General features: G+C 72.9%; 22 protein-coding genes and 1 riboswitch. Of the genes, 11 read left to right on the top strand and 11 right to left on the bottom strand.

The features are described 5' to 3' along the window. Window positions 1-4: 4 nt before the first annotated feature. On the top strand, window positions 5-1315 hold the full coding sequence (locus BUE29_RS20040; protein WP_073392248.1) for a DUF1501 domain-containing protein: 1311 nt from the start codon (window positions 5-7) through the stop codon (window positions 1313-1315). A gap of 21 nt (window positions 1316-1336) precedes the next feature. Then, entirely contained in the window at window positions 1337-2587 is a 1251-nt protein-coding gene (locus BUE29_RS20045) for an amidohydrolase (RefSeq protein ID WP_073392249.1), read from the top strand. Here the strand turns inward: BUE29_RS20045 and BUE29_RS20050 are convergent. Together BUE29_RS20050 and BUE29_RS20055 are read right to left on the bottom strand one after the other, a co-directional pair. Next, window positions 2535-3512 (bottom strand): alpha/beta hydrolase, encoded by a 978-nt coding sequence (locus BUE29_RS20050; RefSeq protein ID WP_073392250.1) that lies wholly within the window; start codon window positions 3510-3512, stop codon window positions 2535-2537. The two genes, BUE29_RS20045 and BUE29_RS20050, sit on opposite strands and share 53 nt — an antisense overlap. Before the next feature lie 28 nt (window positions 3513-3540). Next, entirely contained in the window at window positions 3541-4017 is a 477-nt protein-coding gene (locus BUE29_RS20055; protein ID WP_143168288.1) for a hypothetical protein, read from the bottom strand. A gap of 32 nt (window positions 4018-4049) precedes the next feature. Between BUE29_RS20055 and BUE29_RS20060 the strand changes: the two genes are divergently transcribed. Beyond that, window positions 4050-4586, top strand: coding sequence for an NUDIX hydrolase (locus tag BUE29_RS20060; RefSeq protein WP_234971535.1), 537 nt, complete (start codon window positions 4050-4052; stop codon window positions 4584-4586). A 3-nt stretch (window positions 4587-4589) separates the two neighbouring features. Here BUE29_RS20060 and BUE29_RS20065 read toward each other — a convergent pair whose 3' ends face one another. After that, complete coding sequence (locus BUE29_RS20065) at window positions 4590-6038, bottom strand: glycine hydroxymethyltransferase (protein WP_073392253.1); 1449 nt, start codon at window positions 6036-6038, stop codon at window positions 4590-4592. A gap of 20 nt (window positions 6039-6058) precedes the next feature. Then, window positions 6059-6145: riboswitch (ZMP/ZTP riboswitch) on the bottom strand. Window positions 6146-6357: 212 nt separating this feature from the next. Between BUE29_RS20065 and BUE29_RS20070 the strand changes: the two genes are divergently transcribed. Continuing rightward, the gene (locus BUE29_RS20070) at window positions 6358-6768 is read left to right on the top strand and encodes a hypothetical protein (protein WP_073392254.1); all 411 of its coding nucleotides are present in this window, start codon (window positions 6358-6360) and stop codon (window positions 6766-6768) included. 21 nt (window positions 6769-6789) lie between these two features. Here the strand turns inward: BUE29_RS20070 and BUE29_RS20075 are convergent, their stop codons facing one another. Next, window positions 6790-7656, bottom strand: a complete 867-nt coding sequence (locus tag BUE29_RS20075; protein WP_073392255.1) for an NAD(P)H-binding protein — start codon at window positions 7654-7656, stop codon at window positions 6790-6792. 79 nt (window positions 7657-7735) lie between these two features. Between BUE29_RS20075 and BUE29_RS20080 the strand changes: the two genes are divergently transcribed. Together BUE29_RS20080 and BUE29_RS20085 are read left to right on the top strand one after the other, a co-directional pair. Beyond that, window positions 7736-8191 carry an Rrf2 family transcriptional regulator gene (locus BUE29_RS20080; RefSeq protein WP_073392256.1) on the top strand — a complete coding sequence of 152 codons (456 nt, stop codon included), beginning with the start codon at window positions 7736-7738 and terminating at the stop codon, window positions 8189-8191. A gap of 32 nt (window positions 8192-8223) precedes the next feature. Then, the gene (locus BUE29_RS20085) at window positions 8224-9387 is read left to right on the top strand and encodes an acyl-CoA dehydrogenase (RefSeq protein WP_073392257.1); all 1164 of its coding nucleotides are present in this window, start codon (window positions 8224-8226) and stop codon (window positions 9385-9387) included. A gap of 68 nt (window positions 9388-9455) precedes the next feature. Here BUE29_RS20085 and BUE29_RS20090 read toward each other — a convergent pair whose 3' ends face one another. From BUE29_RS20090 to BUE29_RS20120, 7 genes are all read right to left on the bottom strand, one after another. Next, window positions 9456-11543, bottom strand: coding sequence for a permuted SH3 domain-containing protein (locus BUE29_RS20090; protein WP_084181542.1), 2088 nt, complete (start codon window positions 11541-11543; stop codon window positions 9456-9458). Continuing rightward, window positions 11536-12534 carry a hypothetical protein gene (locus BUE29_RS22250; RefSeq protein ID WP_073392259.1) on the bottom strand — a complete coding sequence of 333 codons (999 nt, stop codon included), beginning with the start codon at window positions 12532-12534 and terminating at the stop codon, window positions 11536-11538. Before BUE29_RS22250 ends, BUE29_RS20090 begins: the two co-directional genes overlap by 8 nt. A gap of 50 nt (window positions 12535-12584) precedes the next feature. Next, window positions 12585-13817: an ABC transporter permease gene (locus BUE29_RS20100; RefSeq protein WP_073392260.1), complete on the bottom strand. Its 1233-nt coding sequence runs from the start codon at window positions 13815-13817 to the stop codon at window positions 12585-12587. After that, a complete protein-coding gene (locus tag BUE29_RS20105) occupies window positions 13814-14521 on the bottom strand; it encodes an ABC transporter ATP-binding protein (protein ID WP_073392261.1) in 708 nt (235 codons plus the stop codon). The genes BUE29_RS20100 and BUE29_RS20105 overlap by 4 nt, the downstream gene beginning before the upstream one ends. Further along, a complete protein-coding gene (locus tag BUE29_RS20110; protein ID WP_084181548.1) occupies window positions 14518-15939 on the bottom strand; it encodes an efflux RND transporter periplasmic adaptor subunit in 1422 nt (473 codons plus the stop codon). Before BUE29_RS20110 ends, BUE29_RS20105 begins: the two co-directional genes overlap by 4 nt. A gap of 95 nt (window positions 15940-16034) precedes the next feature. Beyond that, window positions 16035-16253: a hypothetical protein gene (locus tag BUE29_RS20115; RefSeq protein ID WP_073392262.1), complete on the bottom strand. Its 219-nt coding sequence runs from the start codon at window positions 16251-16253 to the stop codon at window positions 16035-16037. Between the two features lie 33 nt (window positions 16254-16286). Further along, window positions 16287-17657 (bottom strand): cryptochrome/photolyase family protein, encoded by a 1371-nt coding sequence (locus tag BUE29_RS20120; protein ID WP_073392360.1) that lies wholly within the window; start codon window positions 17655-17657, stop codon window positions 16287-16289. Between the two features lie 28 nt (window positions 17658-17685). Here BUE29_RS20120 and BUE29_RS20125 point away from each other — a divergent pair, with 28 nt between their 5' ends. The 5 genes from BUE29_RS20125 to BUE29_RS20145 all read left to right on the top strand — a co-directional run bounded on the left by BUE29_RS20125 (window position 17686) and on the right by BUE29_RS20145 (window position 21347). Continuing rightward, complete coding sequence (locus BUE29_RS20125; RefSeq protein WP_073392263.1) at window positions 17686-18117, top strand: DUF5709 domain-containing protein; 432 nt, start codon at window positions 17686-17688, stop codon at window positions 18115-18117. Between the two features lie 3 nt (window positions 18118-18120). Beyond that, complete coding sequence (locus tag BUE29_RS20130) at window positions 18121-18759, top strand: MBL fold metallo-hydrolase (RefSeq protein WP_073392264.1); 639 nt, start codon at window positions 18121-18123, stop codon at window positions 18757-18759. A gap of 47 nt (window positions 18760-18806) precedes the next feature. Beyond that, window positions 18807-19841, top strand: a complete 1035-nt coding sequence (locus BUE29_RS20135) for a dipeptidase (protein ID WP_084181601.1) — start codon at window positions 18807-18809, stop codon at window positions 19839-19841. A 123-nt stretch (window positions 19842-19964) separates the two neighbouring features. After that, on the top strand, window positions 19965-20789 hold the full coding sequence (locus BUE29_RS20140) for an amidohydrolase family protein (protein WP_073392266.1): 825 nt from the start codon (window positions 19965-19967) through the stop codon (window positions 20787-20789). 33 nt (window positions 20790-20822) lie between these two features. Continuing rightward, entirely contained in the window at window positions 20823-21347 is a 525-nt protein-coding gene (locus BUE29_RS20145) for an MSMEG_0572/Sll0783 family nitrogen starvation response protein (RefSeq protein WP_073392267.1), read from the top strand. Window position 21348 lies beyond the last annotated feature (1 nt).

A 21348-nucleotide genomic window follows, 5' to 3' on the forward strand; every position in this document is an offset into this window, starting at 1 on the left:
CCCGATGCACACCGAGAACGCCTTCGAGAGCACGATCCGCGCGCACGCCGATCGCGTCGGCGCGCAACTCTGCGCGCAGGACGACGCGTGGGGTACCGGTGGCTGGACCCGGCGCCGGTTCCTCGCCGGCGTGGGCATGGCCGGCGTCGCCGCCATGGGCACGCAGCTGGCGACCACGCGCGCGGCGTACGCCGCCACGCCGTCGACGTCCGATCGCACGCTGATCGTGATCTTCATGCGCGGCGCGGCGGACGGCCTGCGCATCGTCCAGCCCAACACCGCCGACCTGGGGCTGGACTACCTCAAGCAGGTCCGATCCGGGCTGACGCTGGGCGACGCCAACCTCGTCGGGTTGTCGGGCGGCTGGGGCCTGAACGCCAAGCTCAAGCCGCTCTACGACCAGCTGTGGGCGACCGGCGAGCTGGCGTTCGTGCCCGGCTGCTCGCAGGGCGGCATCTCGCGCAGTCACTTCCAGGCCCAGCAGTGGCTGGAGAAGGGGGGATCGGACACGTCGTCGACCGGCTGGCTCGAGCGCACTCTCGAGGCGCTGGGCCCCGGCACGACGTTCCGGGCGGTCGCCGAGGGCTCGGCGCGGCCGGTCGCGCTGGCCGGAGCGGAGCCGTCGCTGACCATGAACGCGATCGGCGACTTCAAGTTCCCCGGCGGGGACTCGCTCGCTCCGACGGCGCAGCAGGCCCTGCTCTCGCTCTACCGCGGCGTCGGCGGGCCGCTCGGCGCCGACGTCCCCACCACGATCTCGGCGCTGTCCACGGCCGACACCATCCGGGCCCAGGCGGCGACGAGCGTGACCTACCCGAGCGGTTCCTTCGGCACCCAGCTGAAGAACCTCGCCCAGATCCTGCGGGCCGAGGTCGGCATGCAGGTCGCCACGGTGGACGTCGGCGGGTGGGACACCCACACCGACGAGGTCGGCGACCTGGACAACAACCTCGACTACACCGCGCGGACGCTCAAGGCCTTCATGGACGACCTCGGCGTCGAGCGGCGTAAGCGCGTCACCGTCGCCGTCATGACGGAGTTCGGGCGTCGGGTGGCGATGAACGCCAGCGGCGGCACCGACCACGGCCACGGCAGCCTGATGTGGCTGCTCGGCGGCGGCCTGGCGGGTAGTGGCGTCTACGGCAAGTGGACGCCGCTCGCGGCGAACACGCTGGACTCCGGCGATGTGCCGGGCGTGAACAACCCCTTCGACGTGCTCGGCGAGCTCGTGCAGAAACGCCTCAACGTGGGATCGCTGTCCGACGTCTTCGTGGGCTACCAGCCCAACCAGCTGGGCGTCGCGACGGCGGGCTGACGGCGTCACTACCGTAGGGGCATGCCCCCTATCGAGAACGCGAGCGTGGCGATCGTCGGCGGCCGGGTGGTCGTCGGCGACGGCACCGTCCACGAATCCGGGACGGTCCTCGTGACCGACAGCGTGATCGCCGCGGTGGGCGTCGACGTCACGGTGCCCGACGGCGTCGAGACCGTCGACGCGTCCGGGCGGTGGGTGCTACCGGGCTTCGTGGAGGCGCACGGCCACGTCGGCATCGACGAGGAGGCGCAGGGCTGGGCGGGCGACGACACCAACGAGATGACCGACCCCAACGGGGCGCGCTTCCGTGCGATCGACGCCATCAACCCCGCCGACATCGGCTTTCGCGACGCGCTGTCGGGCGGGGTCACGTCGGTGGTGGTGAAGCCCGGCAGCGGCAACCCGATCGGTGGGCAGACCGTCGCGATCAAGACGTGGGGCCGCATCGTCGACGAGATGGTGATGAAGGCGCCGGCGTCGGTGAAGAGCGCGCTCGGCGAGAACCCCAAACGCGTCTACGGCGACCGCAAGCAGCTGCCCTCGACCCGGCAGGGCGTGGCGGCCGTGATCCGCGAGGCGTTCCTCAAGGCGCAGGACTACCGGCGGCGACGGGACGCGGCCGCCGAGGAGGGCAAGCCGTTCGACCGCGACCCCACCGGCGAGGTGCTGGTGCGGGTGCTCGACGGCGAGCTGCCGTGGAGCCAGCACACCCATCGTGCCGACGACATCGCCACCGCGATCCGCCTCGCCGACGAGTTCGGGTACCGGCTGATCGTCAACCACGCCACCGAGGGCTTCCTGCTCGCCGACGTGCTGGCCGATCGGGACATCCCGTGCGTCGTCGGGCCGCTGTTCACCACGCGCTCCAAGGTCGAGCTCCGGGAGCGCACCATCGCCAACCCCGGCCGGCTCGCGAACGCCGGCGTGCGGGTCGCGATCACCACCGACCACCCGGTCGTGCCGATCCATTTCCTCGTCCACCAGGCGACGCTGGCGGTGAAGGAGGGCATGACCCGCGACGACGCGCTCCGTGCGATCACCGTCAACCCGGCGCAGATCATGGGTCTCGACGACCGGGTCGGCTCGCTGCGCCCCGGTCTGGACGGCGACGTCGTGATCTGGGACGGCGACCCGCTCGACGTCATGAGCCGCGCGCTGCGGGTGTTCGTGCGGGGCGTCGACGTCTACGAGTGGCGCGCCGACGGCAGCGGCGAGGGCGTCACCGCGAGTCCGTACTCGTTCCCGCCAGCAGCTCACCGAGCTGGCCGTTGATCCAGGTCGTCGCGGCGTCGGCGCCGCTGCTGAACGTCTCCATGCCGTAGAAGCCGTGGATCAGTCCGGGGAAGCGGCGGGCCCGGACCGGGACGCCGGCAGCCGTGAGCGCCTCGGCGTAGCGGTCGCCCTCGTCGCGCAGCGGGTCGAACTCGGCGGTGGCGACGACGGCCGGCGCGATGCCGGCCAGGCTGTCCGCGAGCAGCGGCGACACCCGCGGGTCGGCCGCCAACGCGGCCGCTCGCTCGTCGTCGGGGCCGGCCGAGGCCAGGTACTGCGCGGCGAACCAGTGCATGTCGTCGAGCGTGAGGAAGTAGCCGGCGCCGTTCTCGGTCCGTGACGAGTAGTCGCCGAGCATGTCGACGGCCGGGTAGACGAGCAGCTGCGCGGCGAGGGCGATGCCGTCACGGTGGGCGAGCTGCGCGCAGACCGCGGCGAGGTTGCCGCCGGCGCTGTCACCCCCGACGACGAGCCGGTCCTCGTCGTCGCCGTAGTCGTCGACGTGGTCGGCCACCCAGCGCAGCGCTGCGTAGCTGGTGTCGAGCGCGGCCGGGAAGGGCTGCTCGGGGGCGAGGGGGTAGTCGACGCTGACGACGACCGCGCCGGTGTCGCGACACAGCCGGCGGCACACGTTCTCGTGGGTGTCGAGGTCGCCGATGACGAAGCCGCCGCCGTGGAAGTAGACGACGGTCGGCCGGGTGGCGCGGCCGTCGGCCTCGGGCCGGTAGACGCGCACCGGGATGCCGTCGCCGATCGTCCCCGGCGTCACCGAGGCCACCGGCACGAGCGAGGCGGGGTCGCGCAGGTCGACCATCAACGTGCGAAGGCCGGCTCGCGCCTGGTCCGGCGTGCCCTGGGAGATCGGCGGGTTCCCGGCGGCCTCCATCATCTGCAGCAGGCCGGCGATCTGGGGGTCGAGTGGCATGCCGCGATCCTGGCACGCGCGGACGGGCTCAGCGCGCCAGGGGGCGGAACCACCGGCTGCTCGCGGGCAGCACGAGCAGCGCGATGACGGCCGCGTCCAGGACGAGACCGACGATCTCGAGCAGTCGTGCCAACCCGAGCTGCGGTCGGGTCATCGTCGACAGGGTCAGCACGACGCCGAGGCCGGCGAGACCCCAGGTGGCGAGCCGGGCCCAGTTGCGCCCCTGCGTCACGTGACGGGTGAGGACGGGGAAGAGGACCAGGACGGCGACGTAGCCGAGCGCCGTCACGGTCATGGCGGTGGTCACGCTGGCGTCGCTCGGCGGTGGGGTGGCGTCGCGCAGCCGCCGCCGCACGTCGTCGAGTCGGACCAGGAAGACGACGAGCGAGATCGCGCTGACCGCGGCGGTGGCGATCATCAGCCGGGCGGCCGTCACGACCGCGTGCGGCCGGACGACGGGCGCGGCCGGGGCAGCGGTCTCCATCATGGCGACCCCCTTCGTCACCTCCGACGGTACGGTGCCCGACACTGGAAACCGTGGATGTCGACCTCGAATCGCGGCCGCGTCGCGCTCGTGCCACCGTGCGGGTGCTGCTCGTGGACGACCGGGAACGGCTGCTGCTGATGCACGACAGCGACCAGGGGCTGCCGCGCGAGCACCCCGGTTTCTCCTGGTGGATGACACCGGGCGGCGGCATCGACCCCGGCGAGGACGTCGTGGCCGCCGCGGTCCGCGAGCTGCGCGAGGAGACCGGGCTCGTCGTGACCGCGGCCGACGTCCGCGGACCGGTGGCGAGTGTGCGGGTCGTGCACGGCTACAGCGACAAGGTGATCGACTCGCACGACACCTACGTGCTCGTCCGCGCCGCCGCCTTCGACGTCGACACCGCCGGCTTCACCGCCGACGAGCAGCAGACCGTGCTCGGGCAGCACTGGTGGACGCGCGCCGAGCTCGACGCGACGGCCGAGACGGTCTGGCCGGGCAACCTCGCCGAGCTCTGGGACGCCGCCGGCGATCCCAGGCGCTGGCCCCTCGGCCTGCCCGCGGTCGAGGAGTCCAGCGTCCCGGCCTGACGGTCAGCCGAGGTCGAGACCGGGGTAGAGCGGGTTCGCGGCGAGCAGCTCGTCGGCGGCGGTGTGGGTCTTCTCGGCCACCCCGTCGGCGATGGTGTACTTCGCCTTGGACGACCCGCCGCTGGCGGCGGCGGTCGGGGCCGTCGCGGTGAGGACGTCGACGATGAGCTCGGCGACGCGGTCGAACTCGGCCGTGCCGAACCCGCGCGAGGTCAGCGCGGGCGTGCCGATGCGCACGCCCGACGTGTACCAGGCGCCGTTGGGGTCCCGGGGGATCGCGTTGCGGTTCGTGACGATGCCGGAGTCCAGCAGTGCGGACTCGGCCTGCCGGCCGGTGATGCCGAAGCCGGAGACGTCCAGCAGCACGAGGTGGTTCTCGGTGCCGCCGGTGACGAGCCGCACGCCGCGGCGGGACAGCCCCTCGGCCAGCGCGACGGCGTTGTCGGCGACGTCCTGGGCGTGGGCGCGGAAGGAGTCCTGACGCGCCTCGGCGAGGGCGACCGCCTTCGCAGCCATGACGTGACCGAGCGGGCCGCCCAGCACCATCGGGCAGCCGCGGTCGACCGAGTCGGCGAACTCCGGCTGGCACAGCACCATGCCCCCGCGCGGGCCGCGGAGCGACTTGTGGGTGGTGGTCGTGACGACGTGGGCGTGCGGCACCGGGTCGAAGTCGCCGGTGAACACCTTGCCGGCGACGAGACCGGCGAAGTGCGCCATGTCGACCATCAACACGGCGCCGACCTCGTCGGCGATCTCGCGCATGGTGGCGAAATTGACTTTGCGCGGATACGCGGAATATCCGGCGATGAGGACGAGCGGCTTGAACTCGCGCGCGGTCGCGCGGACGGCGTCGTAGTCGAGCAGGCCGGTCTCGGGATCGGTGCCGTAGGACGACTGCTCGAACATCTTGCCGCTGATGTTGGGCCGGAAACCGTGGGTGAGGTGCCCGCCGGCATCGAGTGACATGCCCAGCGCGCGCTGGTTGCCCATGGCGCGGCGCAGCTGCTGCCAGTCGTCCTCGGTGAGGTCGTTGACGTGCTTGGCGCCGGCCTCGGCGAGCGCGGGCGACTCGATGCGCTGCGCGAGGATCGCCCAGAAGGCGACGAGGTTCGCGTCGATGCCCGAGTGCGGCTGCACGTATGCGTGCGATGCGCCGAACAGCGCCTTCGCGTGCTCGGCCGCCGCCTGCTCGACGGTGTCGATGTTCTGGCAGGCGGCGTAGAACCGGTGGCCCACGGTGCCCTCGGCGTACTTGTCCGAGAGCCAGGTGCCCATCGTCAGCAGCGTGGCGGGCGACGCGTAGTTCTCGCTGGCGATCAGCTTCAGCGACGCGCGCTGGTCGGCCAGCTCGCCGCGAATCGCGCCCGCGACCGTCGGCTCGACCGACTCGATCACCTGCAGCGCGGCCTGGTACGCGGACGACGCGGTGGCGGCGTCGAAGGGCAGTGACATGAGGGCCTCCGTCGGTCGTCTCGGTGAGCCCAGGCGCGCGGCGGTGGTGCGCGAGCCGCTCCCCGGTGGTCGGATCCACCTGCGAAGCGCCAGTCACGGCTCGCGGCTCACCCTAGCGGACCGTGCCCGTGGGCCGCGGGCGACGGCCGCCGCCGCGTCCCTGCCGCCTTCCACCGTCACGGCTCGTTACGACGGCAGCGTCGGCTCACCTCCCCCTCGACCACCGGCCGTCCACGGGATGTCGCACGGGGCGTGTGCAGACTGCACACGGGCCGTATACGGGCCGCACACGGGCTGTCCTACGCGGCGCGGGGGCGCCATGATGGCGAGGTGGGCGCAGACCTCCCCGACGAGGTGCTCGCGGCCCTGGCCGGGGTCGGGCACCGCGGAGACGCTGCTGCGGCTGCAGCGCTTCTACGACGCGCTGGCCGGGGCGGACCACGGCTTGCGCACCCCGCGCATCCGCGAGGTCCTGGTCGCGGACGACCGCGTGGTGAGCGTGGAGGACAGGCTGGCGGGCCGGCCGCTGCGCGCAGGCATGGACGACCGTGAGCACGTGCTGCGCGAGGCCGACGTCGAGGCGGTGACGACCGTGCTCGCCGGCCTGGCGCGGGTCACGCCCGACGTCGTGACGCCGGACCTGCCGCTCCTTCCCGGCGAGCCGGCGCTGCCCCACGGTGCGGCGTTCGGCACCGCGCTCGCCGACGTCCGCGACGGACTGGGGATGTGACAGGCGCGGATGTGACGCCGGTCAGGACACGAGGTCACCCGGTCGGGACACGAGGTCACGCAGCGACGTCGCATCGGCGCCGCCGAGGTCGCGCACGGCGGTCGTGACGTCGGCGAGGAACCCCTCGCGGACCGAACGGCCGAACGAGACGACCAGCTCGACCACCGGCTGCGGCAGGCCGACGCCCGCCAGCGTCTCGGCGTACGCCGCGTCGTCGAGGTCGGTGACCCCGACCTGCGTGCCCGACACCTCGCTCGCGAGGCCGGCGAGCCCCTCGGCCGTCCATGCCTCGGGTCCGGTGACGTCGTGGACGACGTCGCCGGTGTCGGACACGAGCGCGCCGACGGCGGCGGCCGCGCAGTCGGCACGGGTGACGAAGGCGGCGCGGCCGGCGCCGTAGTTGGTGACGAACGAGCCGTGCGCCGCGGCCTGCCGCACCGCGTCGACCTGCATGTCGGCGTAGAGGTTGTTGCGCAGCATCGACCAGCCGAGGCCGCTGGCACGCAGGTACTCCTCGGTCGCCGCGTGGTCCGGCACGACGCCGGCCGGGTTGTCGGCGGTGGGGCGGGGCAGCGAGGTGTAGGCGATGCGCTCGACCCCGGCGGCCACGGCCGCGTCGATCGCCGCCCGGTGGTGCGCGACGCGCTCGCCGATGGCGTCGGTCGAGACGAGGAGCAGCCGGTCCACCCCCGCGAAGGCATCGGCCAACGTCTCGGGGCGGGTGAAGTCGGCGGCCCGCACGGTGGCGCCGCGGTCGGCGAACTGCGCGAGCTTGGCCGGATCGCGGCTGAGCAGGACGACGTCGCTCGCGTCGACCCGCTGCAGCAGCCGCTCGGCGGCGAGGTGGCCGAGCTGTCCGGAGGCGCCGGTGACGGCGTAGGTGGTCATGTGCACGCTCCCTAATGCAACTGTTTCGGTTACGGATCAAACCGTAGCCGTATCGGTTGCGATAAGGCAAGATGGTGGCGTGGCCGGCCGAGCGAACACGCAGTTCTCCGTCGCCGCGCACGCGCTCGTCTACCTCGCGGGTGCGGGCGGGGGCTTCGGCGCGCACGCCCGTCCGGTGAGCTCGGACGAGCTGGCGCAGAGCGTGAACGTCAATCCCGTCCACCTGCGCCGCGTGCTCGGCCCGTTGCGTGAGGCCGGGCTGCTGCGCTCGCGCCCCGGCGCGCGCGGTGGCTGGGAGCTCGCGCGGGCCGCCGAGCACATCCGTCTCGACGAGGTGTGGGAAGTCGTCGTCACCGGGGCGTTGGTCGCCACCCACGGGCCGAACCCGTCGTGCCCGATCGGCCGGCAGGTGCACGGGCTGCTCGGCGACATCGAGGACGACATGGCGCAGGCCGTCCGCGCCGCCCTGCACCGCCGCACCGTCGCCGAGCTGGTCCGCCGGGTGAGTGACGAGATCCCCGCCGACCGGGGCTGAGAAATTTAGTCGGGCGTCCTAGTATCGCGGGCATGGCCTCCGCGACCTCCGACTTCGACCAGTACCGGCTCACCGAGGAGCAGCAGTTGCTGCGTAAGTCGGTGCGCGAGCTGGCCGAGGACCGCATCGCGCCGCGGGCGGCCGAGATCGACGAGACCGGCGAGTTCCCGTACGACGTGCGTGACGCGCTCGTCCGTGCCGGCTTCCACGCCGTCCACGTGCCCGAGGAGTACGGCGGCATGGGCGCGGACGCGCTGAGCGCCTGCATCGTGGTCGAGGAGGTCGCCCGGGTCTGCGCCTCGTCCTCGCTCATCCCGGCGGTGAACAAGCTCGGGTCGCAGCCGGTGATCCTGTCCGGCTCCGAGGAACTCAAGGCGCAGGTGCTGCCGCCGCTGGCGTCGGGCGAGGCCATGTTCAGCTACGCGCTGTCCGAGCGTGAGGCCGGGTCGGACGCGGCGTCGATGCGCACCCGCGCGGTGCGCGACGGCGAGCACTGGGTGCTCAACGGCACCAAGGCGTGGATCAGCAACGCCGGCGTCTCGAGCTGGTACACCGTCATGGCCGTCACCGAGCCCGGCAAGGGCCCCAAGGGCATCTCGGCGTTCGTCGTCCACCAGGACGACCCCGGGTTCTCGGTCGGCCCCAAGGAGCGCAAGCTCGGCATCAAGGGCAGCCCCACCTGCGAGATCCACTTCGAGGACTGCACCATCCCGGCCGATCGCATCGTCGGTGAACCGGGTACCGGCTTCAAGACCGCCCTGCGCACGCTGGACCACACCCGCCTCGCGATCGGCGCGCAGGCGCTCGGGATCGCGCAGGGGGCCTTCGACCAGGCCGTCGGCTACATCAAGGAGCGGCGGCAGTTCGGTCAGGCCATCGCCGACTTCCAGGGCGTCCAGTTCATGGTCGCCGACATGGGCATGCGCATCGAGGCCGCCCGCCAGCTCGTCTACGCCGCCGCGGCGCGCGCCGAGCGCGAGGAGCCGGGCCTGACGTTCAGCTCGTCCGCGGCCAAGGTGTTCGCCTCCGACACCGCGATGTCGGTGACCGTCGACGCCGTCCAGCTCTTCGGCGGTGCGGGATTTACGAAGGACTTCCCGGTCGAGCGGATGATGCGCGACGCGAAGATCACCCAGATCTACGAGGGCACCAACCAGATCAACCGCATGGTGATGGCGCGCCAGCTGCTGAAGTAGGGCGATACGTGGGGAGGCGGTGACGGCGGCGTCCCCCGCGGATCCGCCGCCGTCACCACATCCTCAGGTCAGCGGCCGGGCGGGCCGCCGCCGAAGCCGCCGCCGCCCCCGCTGCCGCCACCGTTGGAGCCGGTCAGGCCGCCGAGCGTGCTGCTGCCGCCGCGCCGGGTGGAGCTGGTGCTGCTGCTCGAGGGCACCGCGGCCGAGATCTCGGCGAGCACGACCTCGTCGCCGGCGGCGAGACCCGAGGTGACCTGCGCGCGTTCGGTGCCGACGAGTCCGACCTGCACCGTCTTGGTGGAGACGGTCTTGCCGTTGCGCACCTGCACCGTGCTCGCCCGCGACGTCGTGTGCAGCGCCGAGACGGGGACGGTGAGGACCTTGCTCGCGGTGCCGACGTCGATCGAGACGCCGGCGCCCATCCCGTCGTAGAGCGCGGCGTAGCGCCGCGTGAGCGTGACGGTGACCGGGTAGGTGGCCGACGAGCCGCTGCTGCTCGACGTGTTCGTCGCGCCGATGTAGCTGACCTTCGCCGGCACCGGAGCGGTGCGCCCGTCGACCGTGACCGCCGCCGACTGGCCGACCTTCACCAGGTCGATGTCGGCGATCGCGACGTCCACCGTGACCGCGAGCGTCCCGCGGCCCACCACCGTGATCGTGCTGCTGCTCGACGACGCCGAGACGGTGTCGCCCTTCGCGACGTCGACGGCGGCGACCGTGCCGCCCACCGACGACGTCAGGGTGGCGTGGCCGACCGCCTGCTTCGCGACCGCGAGGGCGGCCTGCTTCGCGTCGACCGTCTTCACGTCGGCGGCGATGCGCTCCGCGGTCACGGTCGTGCCGGACGAGGACCCGGACGAGGACCCGGACGACGAGCCGGAGCCCGACGACGAACCGGAGGTCGAGCCCGACGCCGACCCGGACGTCGTCCCCGAGCCCGTCGAACCGCCGGTCGTGGGTGTCGTCCCGCCGCTGCGCGAGCCGCCCGTCGAACCGCCCGTCGAACCGCTCGACGAACCGCCCGTCGAACCGGTGCCGGTCGAGCCGGTGCCGCCGGAGGTGGAGCCGGTGCCGCTCTTCACGAGCGCGGTGACGGCCTTGGTGAGCGTGGCGAGCGCGCTGCTCAGCGAGGTGGCGGCCTTGTCCAGCGCCTTCTGCCCGCTGCCCACGGCACTCACCGCGTCCTGGCAGGCGTCGGTGTCGACGGTCGCGGTCCGGGCGATCTCGACGCGGTAGGTCGTGCCGGCGGTCAGGCCGGCGAACGAGTAGCTGCCGCCGGCGCTCGGGCGCTGCGGGTTGGCCGAGGTCGTCTCGGCGAGGTCGCCGGACTTCGTCCGCAGCGTCACCGCGGACGCCGAGCTCACCTGCCCGCTCACCGTGCCGTCGTCGCCCGCGGTCGCGGTGACCGTCGTCGGACTCGACTCGGCCGACGCCGCGCAGGAGTCGACGAGGTCGTCGACGGCGTCGTCCTGCGCGGCGAGTGCCTTGTCCAGCGCCTGTTGCGCGCTGATCACGGCCTGCTGCGCCGAGGTGACGGCACTGCCGGCCGACGACGACGACGTCGTGGGCGTCCGGGCCGCGACGAGCCGCACCGCCGCCACCGCGTCGGTGTCGAGCGCGGTGGTGCTGACGGCGTTGGCGCTCGTCGTGCCGCCCGTCGTGCCGGTGCCGGTGCCGGTGCCGGTGCCGGTGCTGCCGGTGCCGGACGTGGAGCTGGCGCCCGAGCCGCCGGTGCTCGTCGACACCGTGGTGCCGTTGGCCTGTGCCTCGCGGTCGGTGGCCAGCTGCTCCTTCGCCTGCGCGACGGCGGTCCTGGCGTCGTCCACCGCCGCCTCGAGGTCGTCCGGATCGAGGGTGGCGACGGTCTGGCCCGCCGTGACGGTGTCCCCGACGGCCACGCGGACGGCGGCGACGGTGCCCGCCGAGGCGAACGCGAGCGTGGCGGTGTCCTTGGCCGTGAGGGTGCCGTCCGCGTCCACGGTCTGCTCGACGTCGGCACGGGTCACCGTGGCGACGCGGTAGCTCGGGCCGTCGTCGCCGGACATCGCCCAGGCGGTCCCCGCGCCGGCCGCGACGACGGCGAGCGCGGCCACCCCGGCGACGGTCCGGCGCCGACGTCGCTGCCGGCGGCGCCGGGCCGGCGCGCGATCAGCCATTGCCGTTGCCCGTCGACGAGGCGACGCCGTTGCGGGGGCCGCCACCCTGGCCGGCGAGTGCCGTGGTGCACGAGCCGCTGACCTTGCTGCTCAGCGCGATCGCCCGCGCGGTGACCGCGCCGGAGGAGTTGGTCGAGCCCTGCACGACCGCGCAGGTGCCGACCTTGGCCGACTTCGCCGTCGTCGTCACGGTGCGGGTGTACTTCGTGGCCGAGGTGACGGTGATCGTCCCCGTCGAGGTCGCGGAGCTCGCCGAGCTCGACCCCGAGCCGGCCGGGCGGGCCGTCACCGCGACGGTGATGGTCGAGCCCGACACCTTCGTGACCTTGCCGGCCACGATCGCGCCGCGCTGGCCGCCCTGTCGGCCGCCCTGCCCCCCGGGCATCCCGCTGGGCGCGCCACCGCTGGGCATGCCGCTCGGCCGGGCGCCGCCGCTCGGGGCGCCGCCACCGTTCGGCGCGCCGCCCTGCTGCCCGCCGGGAGCGCCGCCGCCGAAGCCGCCGACGCTGCACGTGCCGTTCGTGGCCTTCGTGATGCGCACCGTGGTGGCGGTGACGGCGGTCGCCGCCGAGCCCGCCGAACCCGACGAGCCCGACGAGCTCGCCGCCGCGCCGACGACGCACGAGCCGACGGTGACGTCGGCGAGCGTGCCCGACCGCTGCACGGTGAAGGTCGTCTTGGCCGTGTAGGTCACCGCGGACTGGCTGCTGGAGCTCTGGACCTGCAGGGTCTTGCCGCTGACCTGCGCGATCTCGCCGGACGCCGCGGCCCCCGGCCCGCCGTTGCCGCCACCGTTGCCGGTTCCGTTGCCGCCCCCGTTGCCCGCGGCGGCCGAGCCGGATGCGGCGTTGCCGGCGGGGCTGGCGTTGCCGGTGCCGCCGTCCGAGCCGCTGGAGCAGGCGGCCAGCGCGACGGTGAGCGCGCAGCCGCCGGCCAGGGCGGCGACGACGGTCCCGCGGCGGCGGGACGGAACGGACGGGAGGTGCTTCATCACAGGTGTCCTTCGTGAGGTCGGTGCTGGGGTCGGGTGGGCGGAACGGGTCATTCGCTGCGCAGCGCGTCGATCGGCGCGAGCCGCGCAGCGCGGCTCGCGGGGTACACGCCGAAGACGAGGCCGATCGCGACGGCGACGCCGATCGCGACGGCGATCGCGGTCGAGGAGACCGTGATCTCGTTGGAGATGAAGTGCGGGATCACGTGGGCGCCGCCGATACCGAGGGCGGCCCCGGCCAGCCCGCCGACCAGCCCCAGCGTCGACGCCTCGACGAGGAACTGGCGCCGGATGAGCAGCGGGGTCGCGCCGAGCGCCTTGCGCAGCCCGATCTCGCGGGTCCGCTCGGACACCGACACCAACATGATGTTCATGACGCCGATGCCGCCGACGAGCAGCGACAGCGCGGCGATCCCGCCGAGCAGGATGGTGAGCGTGCCGCTGACCGAGGTCGCGGTCGACAGCAGCGAGTCCTGCGTCGTGATGGTGAAGTCGGCCGACGAGGAGTCGGTGATCGAGTGGCGGGCGAGCAGGATCGCGTCGACCTCCTGGTAGGCGGCCGAGATGGTGTCGTTGGACGTCGCCGCGATGTAGACGTTGGACAACGAGCTGCGCGAGGAGCTGGTCGAGAGCCGCTGCACCTGTGTCGACAGCGGCACGACGGCGGTGTCGTCGAGGTTGCTCGACGAGTCCGAGCCCGCGGCCGCGAGCACGCCCTTGACCGTGAACGTGATGCCGCTGATCGTCACCTGCTGCCCGACCGGGTTGAGGCCGCTGAACAGCTCCTGCGCGGTCGACGAGCCGAGCACGATCGAGGTGGCCGCGTCGTCCTCGTCCTTGGCCGTGAGGAACGTCCCGGACGACAGGTGCCGCGCGCGGACGGTGAGCCAGGACGGCGTGGTGCCCACGACGGTCGTCGTCCAGTTGGTGCTGCCGTAGTCGATCTCGACCGACGAGCTCTGCGTCGGGGCCACGGCGCGGACGTCGGGCGCCGCGGACTTCGACCCCAGTGCTGCGGCGTCGCCGACGGTCAGTGTGGCGGCCGAGCCGAACCCGCTGCGCACGCCCGACGAGCTGGTGGTGCTGCCCGGTGAGACGATGAGCAGGTTGCTGCCGAGTGCGTTGATCTCGCTGCTGACCGACGACTTCGTCCCCTCGCCCAGCCCCACGGACAACACGACCGTCGCGATGCCGATGAGGATGCCGAGCACGGTGAGGCCGGAGCGCAGCCGGTGCGCGCGCACCGCCGCGAGGCCGGTGCGGATCGTCTCGCCCCAGTTCATGCCGGCACCTCGACGGCCTCGGGCACCACGAGCCCGTCGCGGACCCGGACGACGCGTTGCGACCGTTCGGCGACCTCGGCGTCGTGGGTGATGAGCACGATCGTCCGGCCGGCCGCGCAGAGCTCGTCGAAGAGCGCGAGGACGTCCTCGGTCGCGTGCGAGTCGAGATTGCCGGTCGGCTCGTCGGCCAGGATCATCGCGGGCTCGGTGACGAGGGCCCGGGCGACGGCCACGCGCTGCTGCTGGCCGCCGGACAGCTCGCCCGGGCGGTGGTCGAGGCGTTCGGCGAGCCCGACGCGGCCGAGCGCGGCGGCGGCGCGCTCGCGGCGCTCGTCGCGGGGGACGCCGGCGTAGGACAGCGGCAGCTCGACGTTGCGCAGCGCGGTGAACGCGGGCAGCAGGTGGAACTGCTGGAACACGAAGCCGATGCGGCGGTTGCGGATCTCGGCGAGGTCGTCGTCGTCGAGTCCGCCGACGTCCTCGCCGGCGAGGCGGTACTCGCCGCTGGTCGCGACGTCCAGGCAGCCGAGCACGTGCATCAGCGTCGACTTGCCCGAGCCGGAGGGGCCGATGATGGCGACGTACTCGCCCTCGGGGATGTCGAGCGAGACGCCGCGCAGCGCCTCGACCTCGAGCAGCCCGCTGCGGTAGACCTTGCGCACGTCGCGCAGCGAGATGATCGGCTCGACCGCCGGTGCGCTCATCGCGAGCCGCCCTGCTGGCCGCCGCCGAAACCGCCGCCGGGCATCCCGCCGCCGCCACCGCCGGGGAAGCCACCCTGCTGGCCGCCCTGCTGGCCCTGCTGGCCGTACCCGTTCTGGGTGTTGCTCCCACTGCGTGATCCGGCGGTCGAGCCGCGGCCACCGGCGCCGGTGATCGTCTGGACGTAGACGCGGTCGCTGGTGGTGAGCCCGGAGGTGATCTGCGTGGTGCCACTGGACGCGAGCCCGGTCGTGACCGTCCGCTTCGTCTTCTTGCCGTTGCTCGCGACGTACACGTACTTGGTGGAGCCGTCGGTGCGGATGGCGGTCGTCGGGACGGTCGTGACGTTCGTGGCCTGCTTGTAGACGATGGCGAGCGTCGCCGACGCCCCGTCGTGCAGCCCGGACGGCGAGCCGGTCACCGCGATCTCCACGGGGTAGCTCGCCGAGCTCGACGAACTGCCCGAGGAGCTCGACGAGCCCGAGGACAGCACGGACACCGACGTGACCGTCCCGAACACGGTGCCGGAGACGTTGTCGGTGGTGACCTGCACCTGGTCGCCCTTGTGGACGAGGCCCACCTCGGTGTCGTCGAGGGTGGCCGAGACCGTCCACTTCTTCAGGCCGCTGACCACGAAGTCGCCCGACGACGAGGACGACGTCGAGCTGTCGCCGGTGCCGGACTGGCCGCTCGACCCGCCGGCGGACGAGCCCGAGGAGCCCGACGAGCCCGACGAGGAGTCCGACGAGGTGGTGGTGGCGGACGTGCCCGAGCCGGAGGCCTGGTCGCCCTTGTCGACGTTCACCTCGGCGACGGTCCCGCTGATCGGCGAGCGGAGGGTGGCGGCCGCGAGGTCGTCCTTGGCGGTGGCGACGCCCTGCTTCGCGCTCGTCACCGCCGCCTCGTCGGCGGCGAGCTGCGCGTCGCTGGTGTCGCTGTCGTCCTCGGCGGTGGCGAGGGTCGACCTCGCCTCGGCGAGCGTCGCCCGGGCCTGCGCGAGATCCGAGCGCAGCGAGACCGTGTCGATGGTGCCGAGCACCTGTCCCTTCGTCACCTTGTCGCCCTGGGAGACCCGCACCGAGGTGATCTCGGCCGCCGAGGAGAAGCTGACGTCGGTGGTGTCGGCCGCGGCGAGGGTGCCGGTGGTCGACACCGAGGCCTGCACCGTCCCGGTCGACGGGCTCACCAGCCGGGTCGTCACCGTGGCCTGCGCGGCGTCGGTGTCGTCGTCACCGCCGGCGGTGAGCAGGGCGACCCCGGTGGCCGTGCCGGCCACGACGACCACGACCACCGCGGTGAGCCACGGCTTGGCGGTGAGCACGCGCAGCGCGCGGCGGCGACGCGACGGTGCCGCGTCCGCGGTGGGGGAGGTGTTCTCGAGGTCCGCGGGCGGCGCGGCGGCAGGTGTCTCTACGGTCACCGCGACACGATCGCGGATCGGTCCTCAGCCCGCCGTCACGAGATCGTCAAGGATTCGTCAAGCTCGCATGTGCCCCTGCTCTGCGGGGCGGGGCGTCAGTCGCGGCCGGCGCCGACGAGGGTGCGCCAGACCACCGGGTCCGGGCCGGGCGAGGGCGCGTGCCGGCGTAGTGGTCGGCGTAGTGGTCGGCGGCGTGCCGGCCGCTCGCGCACCACCCGGGTGCGGTTCGACTCGAACACGTGGTCGCTGTAGCGCACGAGCAGCGCCATGGCGGCGGCGGTCGCCGCCACGACGATCACGAGCCCGAGCATCACGCCCCCCGACGGTCCAGGCCCCCCGTGGCCGGATCAGCTCCGGATCCTGCCATAGCGATCGAGCGCCACGCGCCGTTCCTCGGCGTGGTCGACGAGGCGTGTCGGGTAGTCGTCGGGCAGCCCGTCGGGCAGGTCCCACGGCTGGTGCACCGCCTTGCCCGACACGCCGCGCAGCTCGGGGACCCAGCGACGCACGTAGTCGCCGGACGGGTCGAACTTGAGCCCCTGCGTGACCGGGTTGAAGACCCGGAAGAACGGCGCGGCATCGGTGCCGGTACCGGCCGTCCACTGCCAGCCGTGCTGGTTGGAGGCGAGGTCGCCGTCGACGAGGTGCCGCATGAAGTGACGCGCGCCGTGCTGCCACTCGATGTGGAGGTCCTTGACGAGGAACGACGCCACGATCATCCGCACCCGGTTGTGCATCCACCCCTCGCCCAGCAGCTGTCGCATGCCGGCGTCGACGATGGGGAAGCCGGTGCGCCCCTCACGCCAGGCGTCGAAGGCATCCGTGTCGGCCCGCGCGTACTTCATCTTCGCGAACTCCGGCAGGTAGTACTCGCGCGCCGACTCGGGGAAGTGATGCAGGATCGCGCCGTAGAAGTCGCGCCAGGCGAGCTCCTTGCGGTAGGTGTCGTCGCCGTCGCCGAGGTCGGCCAGCAGCGTCCGCGGGTGGATGCAGCCGTACTTGAGATAGACCGACATGTGCGACGTGCGGTCGAGGTCGGGCCGGTTGCGGTCGTCGTCGTAACGGCGCAGCAGGCCCTTGTCGCGGTACGCCTTCCAGGCCTTGCGGGCGGCGGCCTCGCCGGCCTCGGGCAGGTCGAGGTCGGCCGGCAGCCGCGGGTCCTGCGGGATGTCCACCGAGTCCGCGCCGGAGTGCCAGTCGACCCGGCAGGTGATCGTGGCCGCCGGCGCGCGCCAGCCGTGCTCGAGCCAGGCCCGGTAGAACGGCGAGTAGACCTTGTAGGGCTGGCCGTCGTCCTTGCGGATGCGTCCGGGAGCGATCGCGTACGGCGAGCCGGTGCGCACGAGCGGCACGTCGCCCAGGGCGTCCTCGACCCGGGCGTCGCGCTGCGAGCCGTACGGTCCGAAGTCGGCTGCCACGTGGACGGCGCCCGCCCCGGTCTCGCGCACGACCTTCGGTACGGCGTTGACCGGGTCGCCCCGGCGCACGACGAGCTCGCCGCCGTGCTCGCGCAGCTCGGCGTCCAGCGCACGCAGCGCCCGGTACAGGAACGCGACACGGGGGGCGCCGGCCGGTTTGAGCAGGGTGTGGTCGAGGACGAACAGGGCGACGACGGGGCCGTCCTTCGCCGCCTCATGCAGCGCCGGGTTGTCGCGCAGCCGCAGGTCTCGTCGGAACCAGAGCACGGAGGTCACATCGCGCAGCGTCCCCGTGAGCATCTCTCGGTAATCGGGAAGGAAGACCAGCATGAGCGAGCGCGAATCCGATGATCTCTACGAGGGCGTGGTCGTCGACCGCGACCAGGCCGACCCCTCCGACACGCTGACCGGTGACAACACCGAGGACCCGCTGGACGCGGGCTACTCGCCGCCGGAGCGCGCGCAGAAGTCGTGGCGTGGCGAGACCGCGGAGGAGGCGCTGGAGGGGGAGTCCCTCGACGCCAAGCTGGCCGAGGAGGAGCCGGACGTGAGCGAGGCCGACCTGGACCGTGCGGACGAGGCCGAGCGCACCGGCCGGCTGGTGGCCCCCGACGAGGGCGCGCACCCGGACGAGGAGAAGGACGAGGTCGCCACGGACGTCGGGCGCGCGGGGTACGCCGCCAGCGCCGAGGAGGCCGCGATGCACGCCGCGGACGAGGCCGCCCCGCCGGCCCACACCGACGGTCCCGAGACGGTCTGAGCAGTGCGACTGACCAAGTACACCCACGCCTGCCTGCGTCTCGACGACGGCGACCGCACCCTCGTCGTCGACCCGGGCGCGTTCAGCGAGATCGCGGCGGCGCTCGACGGCGCCGACGCCGTGCTCGTCACCCACGACCACGTGGACCATCTCGACGTGGAGCAGCTGCGTGCCGCCGCCGAGCGGGACCCGCGACTGCGGATCTGGGGTCCGGCCTCGGTGGCCGACCAGCTCGGTCTCGGCGAGCAGGTGGTGGCGGTCGAGCCGGGTCACGCGTTCGATGCCGCGGGCTTCTCGATCCGGACCTTCGGCGGCCAGCACGCGGTGATCCACCCGTCCATCCCGGTCATCCCGAACCTCGGCTACCTGATCGACGACCGCGTGTACCACCCGGGCGACTCGTTCGCGGTGCCGACGGCGGCGGTCGAGTATCTCTTCGCGCCGACGCACGCGCCCTGGTCCAAGATCGGCGAGGTCATCGACTTCGTGGTCGCGGTCCGGGCGCCGCGGGTGTCGAACCTGCACGACAGCCTGCTCACCGACGTCGGCCGCACCATGGTCGAGGGTCACGTGACCCGCATCGGCGCGGAGTACGGCAGCGAGTTCACCCACCTTGCGCCGGCCGAGACGGTCGACGTGTGAGCGAGCACCAGCTGATCGTCGACGGGCACAACGACCTGCCGTGGGCGATGCGCCAGCTCAACGGCTACGACCTCGACGCCTACCCGGTCGACGTTGTGCAGACGGCCACGCACACCGATCTCGTGCGGTTGCGCGACGGTGGTGTCGGCGCCCAGTTCTGGTCGGTCTACGTGCCCACCCGCTTCGGTGCCGGCAGCGTCACGGGCACGTTGGAGCAGATCGACTTCGTGCTGCGCATGATCGCGCGATATCCGGATCGGCTCGCGCTCGCGCTGACCGCGGCCGACGTCGACGCTGCGTGGTCGACCGGGCGCATCGCGTCGCTGCTCGGGGCCGAAGGCGGTCACTCGATCGACTCGTCCCTCGCAGTGCTGCGGACGCTGCACGCGCTGGGGGTGCGCTACCTGACGCTGACGCACAACGACAACGTGCCGTGGGCCGACTCGGCCACCGATGTCCCCGCGGTCGGCGGTCTGTCGGACTTCGGTCGTGACGTCGTGCGCGAGATGAACCGATTGGGCATGCTCGTCGACCTCTCGCACGTCGCGCCGACCACGATGCGCGACGCGCTGGCGGTCACGTCGGTGCCCGTGATCTTCAGCCACTCGTCCGCCCGGGCCGTCACCGATCACGTCCGCAACGTCCCGGACGACGTGCTGGGCTCGCTCGCCGGCAACGGCGGGGTGTGCATGGTGACGTTCGTGCCGTCGTTCGTGTCGACGGCCTGCCACGAGTGGGAGTCCGCCGTGGTCGCCGACATGGCCGAGCGCGGCGAGGACCGCCGCGACCTGGCCGCCCGGGATCTCGCCGCCGCCCGGCGGGCGGCCACCGACCCACCGCCGGTCGCCACCGTCGCCGACGTCGCCGACCACGTCGAGCACGTCCGCGAGGTCGCCGGGGTCGCCCACGTCGGGCTCGGCGGCGACTTCGACGGCTGCGACGCGTTGCCCGAGGGCCTCGGCGACGTCTCCACCTACCCGGCCCTGCTGGCCGAGCTGCGCGACCGCCGCTGGTCCGAGGACGACCTCGCCGCGCTCACGCACCGCAACGTGTTGCGCACCATGCGCGACGCCGGCCTCTGACGGCGCGCCGGCCCCGCCCGGGGGATCGCATGTAGCTGCGCCGAAACACGAGCGCCCGCGGCGATACGTGGAATTGTTCCGACGGTAACCACTCGCGAACCCCGCGGCCGTTGACTCGTCGGCATGCGGGGAACGATCGCGGACGGGCATCGCCATCTGGGCGTCCTGCCGTCGCACCCGTTCTACGGCGGGCCGGCGGTCAGTCCCGACACCACCGCCCGGGCCACCGTCGCCGAGCTGCTGGCCGACCTCGACCGCGAGGGCACCGACCGCTGCCTCGTCCTGCCCAACTACGGCGTCCCCGACGTCGGCGAGACGTTCGCGCTCAACGAGCTGGTGGTCGAGGCCGCGGGGCGCGACGACCGCGTCCGGGCCGGGCTGTACGTCTCGCCCCGGCCGCAGGACGCCGAGCTCAACGCCACGGCGCTCACGCTGGCCGGCGAACCGGGCGTGCGCGCGTTGAAGACCACGTTCCTGCTCGGCGGCTCGGCCACCGACGACGCGTGCCGGCCACAGCTCGACACGATCTTCGCCGCCGCCCGCGAGCACGACCTGACCGTGCACGTGCACACCTCGCCCGGTGCCGCGTCCGACATCGACCAGGTCGGCACGCTCGTCGAGCGCTACGCCGACGACGTCCGCATCCATCTGGTGCACCTCGGCGGCGGGATGAGCGGGCACATCAAGCTGATCGGCGGCCGCTTCTTCGACTGGATCGCCGCCGGCAAGCAGGTCTACACCGACACCAGCTGGGCGATCGGCTTCGCGCCGCGCTGGCTGGCGCGCGAGATCGACGCGCGCGGCATCGGCGCCGACCGCGTCCTGTTCGCCTCGGACGAGCCGTGGGGCGACTGGGTCGGCGAGCACGCCCGGCTCGCCGCGGCCGCCGGCGACGGCGAGCTGGGTCGACGCGTGTTCGCCGACAACTTCGCCGCGCTCTACGACTGACCGCCCGATCCCCACCACCGAAGGAGACAACCCGTGACCGAGACCGCCGACCAGATCGTCGAGAACAGCAAACTGAGCCTGGAGGAGATCCCCCACCCGTCGCTGCCCAAGGGATCGAGCCTCTACGGCTCGACCAAGATCTTCCCGGACTACCAGGCGAGCGAGGGGCAGGCCTGGTTCGGCCTCGTGCACGCGATCGCGCACGAGTCGTCGGTCAGCTTCGTGGCGATCCTGCAGGCGACGCGGGCACTGCGGAAGGGTTTCGAGTCGGCGCTGTACTTCTACGGCCCCGGCTCGATCAACTGCAACGCCAACCGTGGCTTCCCGACCACGGGCGACGACGCCTTCCCCGGCGAGAACAACATGAACAACGCGCTGGCGACGTTCATCGCCGAGGGCGGCACCGTCTACTGCTGCCGCTTCGGCATGGCGTTGCACGGGATGCGCGAGGAGGACCTGATCGAGGGCGTCATCCCGGCGCACCCCCTCGACGTCCAGGACGCGGTGATCCACTACGCGAACAAGGGCGCCATCATCCAGTCCAACTTCATGGTCTGAG

The sequence above is a fragment of the Jatrophihabitans endophyticus genome (assembly GCF_900129455.1).
Lineage (GTDB): Bacteria > Actinomycetota > Actinomycetes > Mycobacteriales > Jatrophihabitantaceae > Jatrophihabitans > Jatrophihabitans endophyticus.

Coding starts and splice junctions, on each gene's coding strand:
- BUE29_RS20050 (WP_073392250.1), bottom strand. CDS start 3,512: ATGCCACTCGACCCCCAGATCGCCGGCCTGCTGCAGATGATGGAGGCC.
- BUE29_RS20040 (WP_073392248.1), top strand. CDS start 5: ATGCACACCGAGAACGCCTTCGAGAGCACGATCCGCGCGCACGCCGAT.
- BUE29_RS20135 (WP_084181601.1), top strand. CDS start 18,807: ATGCGCCAGCTCAACGGCTACGACCTCGACGCCTACCCGGTCGACGTT.
- BUE29_RS22250 (WP_073392259.1), bottom strand. CDS start 12,534: ATGAAGCACCTCCCGTCCGTTCCGTCCCGCCGCCGCGGGACCGTCGTC.
- BUE29_RS20075 (WP_073392255.1), bottom strand. CDS start 7,656: ATGACCACCTACGCCGTCACCGGCGCCTCCGGACAGCTCGGCCACCTC.
- BUE29_RS20120 (WP_073392360.1), bottom strand. CDS start 17,657: ATGCTCACGGGGACGCTGCGCGATGTGACCTCCGTGCTCTGGTTCCGA.
- BUE29_RS20090 (WP_084181542.1), bottom strand. CDS start 11,543: ATGGCTGATCGCGCGCCGGCCCGGCGCCGCCGGCAGCGACGTCGGCGC.
- BUE29_RS20045 (WP_073392249.1), top strand. CDS start 1,337: ATGCCCCCTATCGAGAACGCGAGCGTGGCGATCGTCGGCGGCCGGGTG.
- BUE29_RS20100 (WP_073392260.1), bottom strand. CDS start 13,817: ATGAACTGGGGCGAGACGATCCGCACCGGCCTCGCGGCGGTGCGCGCG.
- BUE29_RS20105 (WP_073392261.1), bottom strand. CDS start 14,521: ATGAGCGCACCGGCGGTCGAGCCGATCATCTCGCTGCGCGACGTGCGC.
- BUE29_RS20070 (WP_073392254.1), top strand. CDS start 6,358: ATGATGGCGAGGTGGGCGCAGACCTCCCCGACGAGGTGCTCGCGGCCC.
- BUE29_RS20065 (WP_073392253.1), bottom strand. CDS start 6,038: ATGTCACTGCCCTTCGACGCCGCCACCGCGTCGTCCGCGTACCAGGCC.
- BUE29_RS20140 (WP_073392266.1), top strand. CDS start 19,965: ATGCGGGGAACGATCGCGGACGGGCATCGCCATCTGGGCGTCCTGCCG.
- BUE29_RS20125 (WP_073392263.1), top strand. CDS start 17,686: ATGAGCGAGCGCGAATCCGATGATCTCTACGAGGGCGTGGTCGTCGAC.
- BUE29_RS20085 (WP_073392257.1), top strand. CDS start 8,224: ATGGCCTCCGCGACCTCCGACTTCGACCAGTACCGGCTCACCGAGGAG.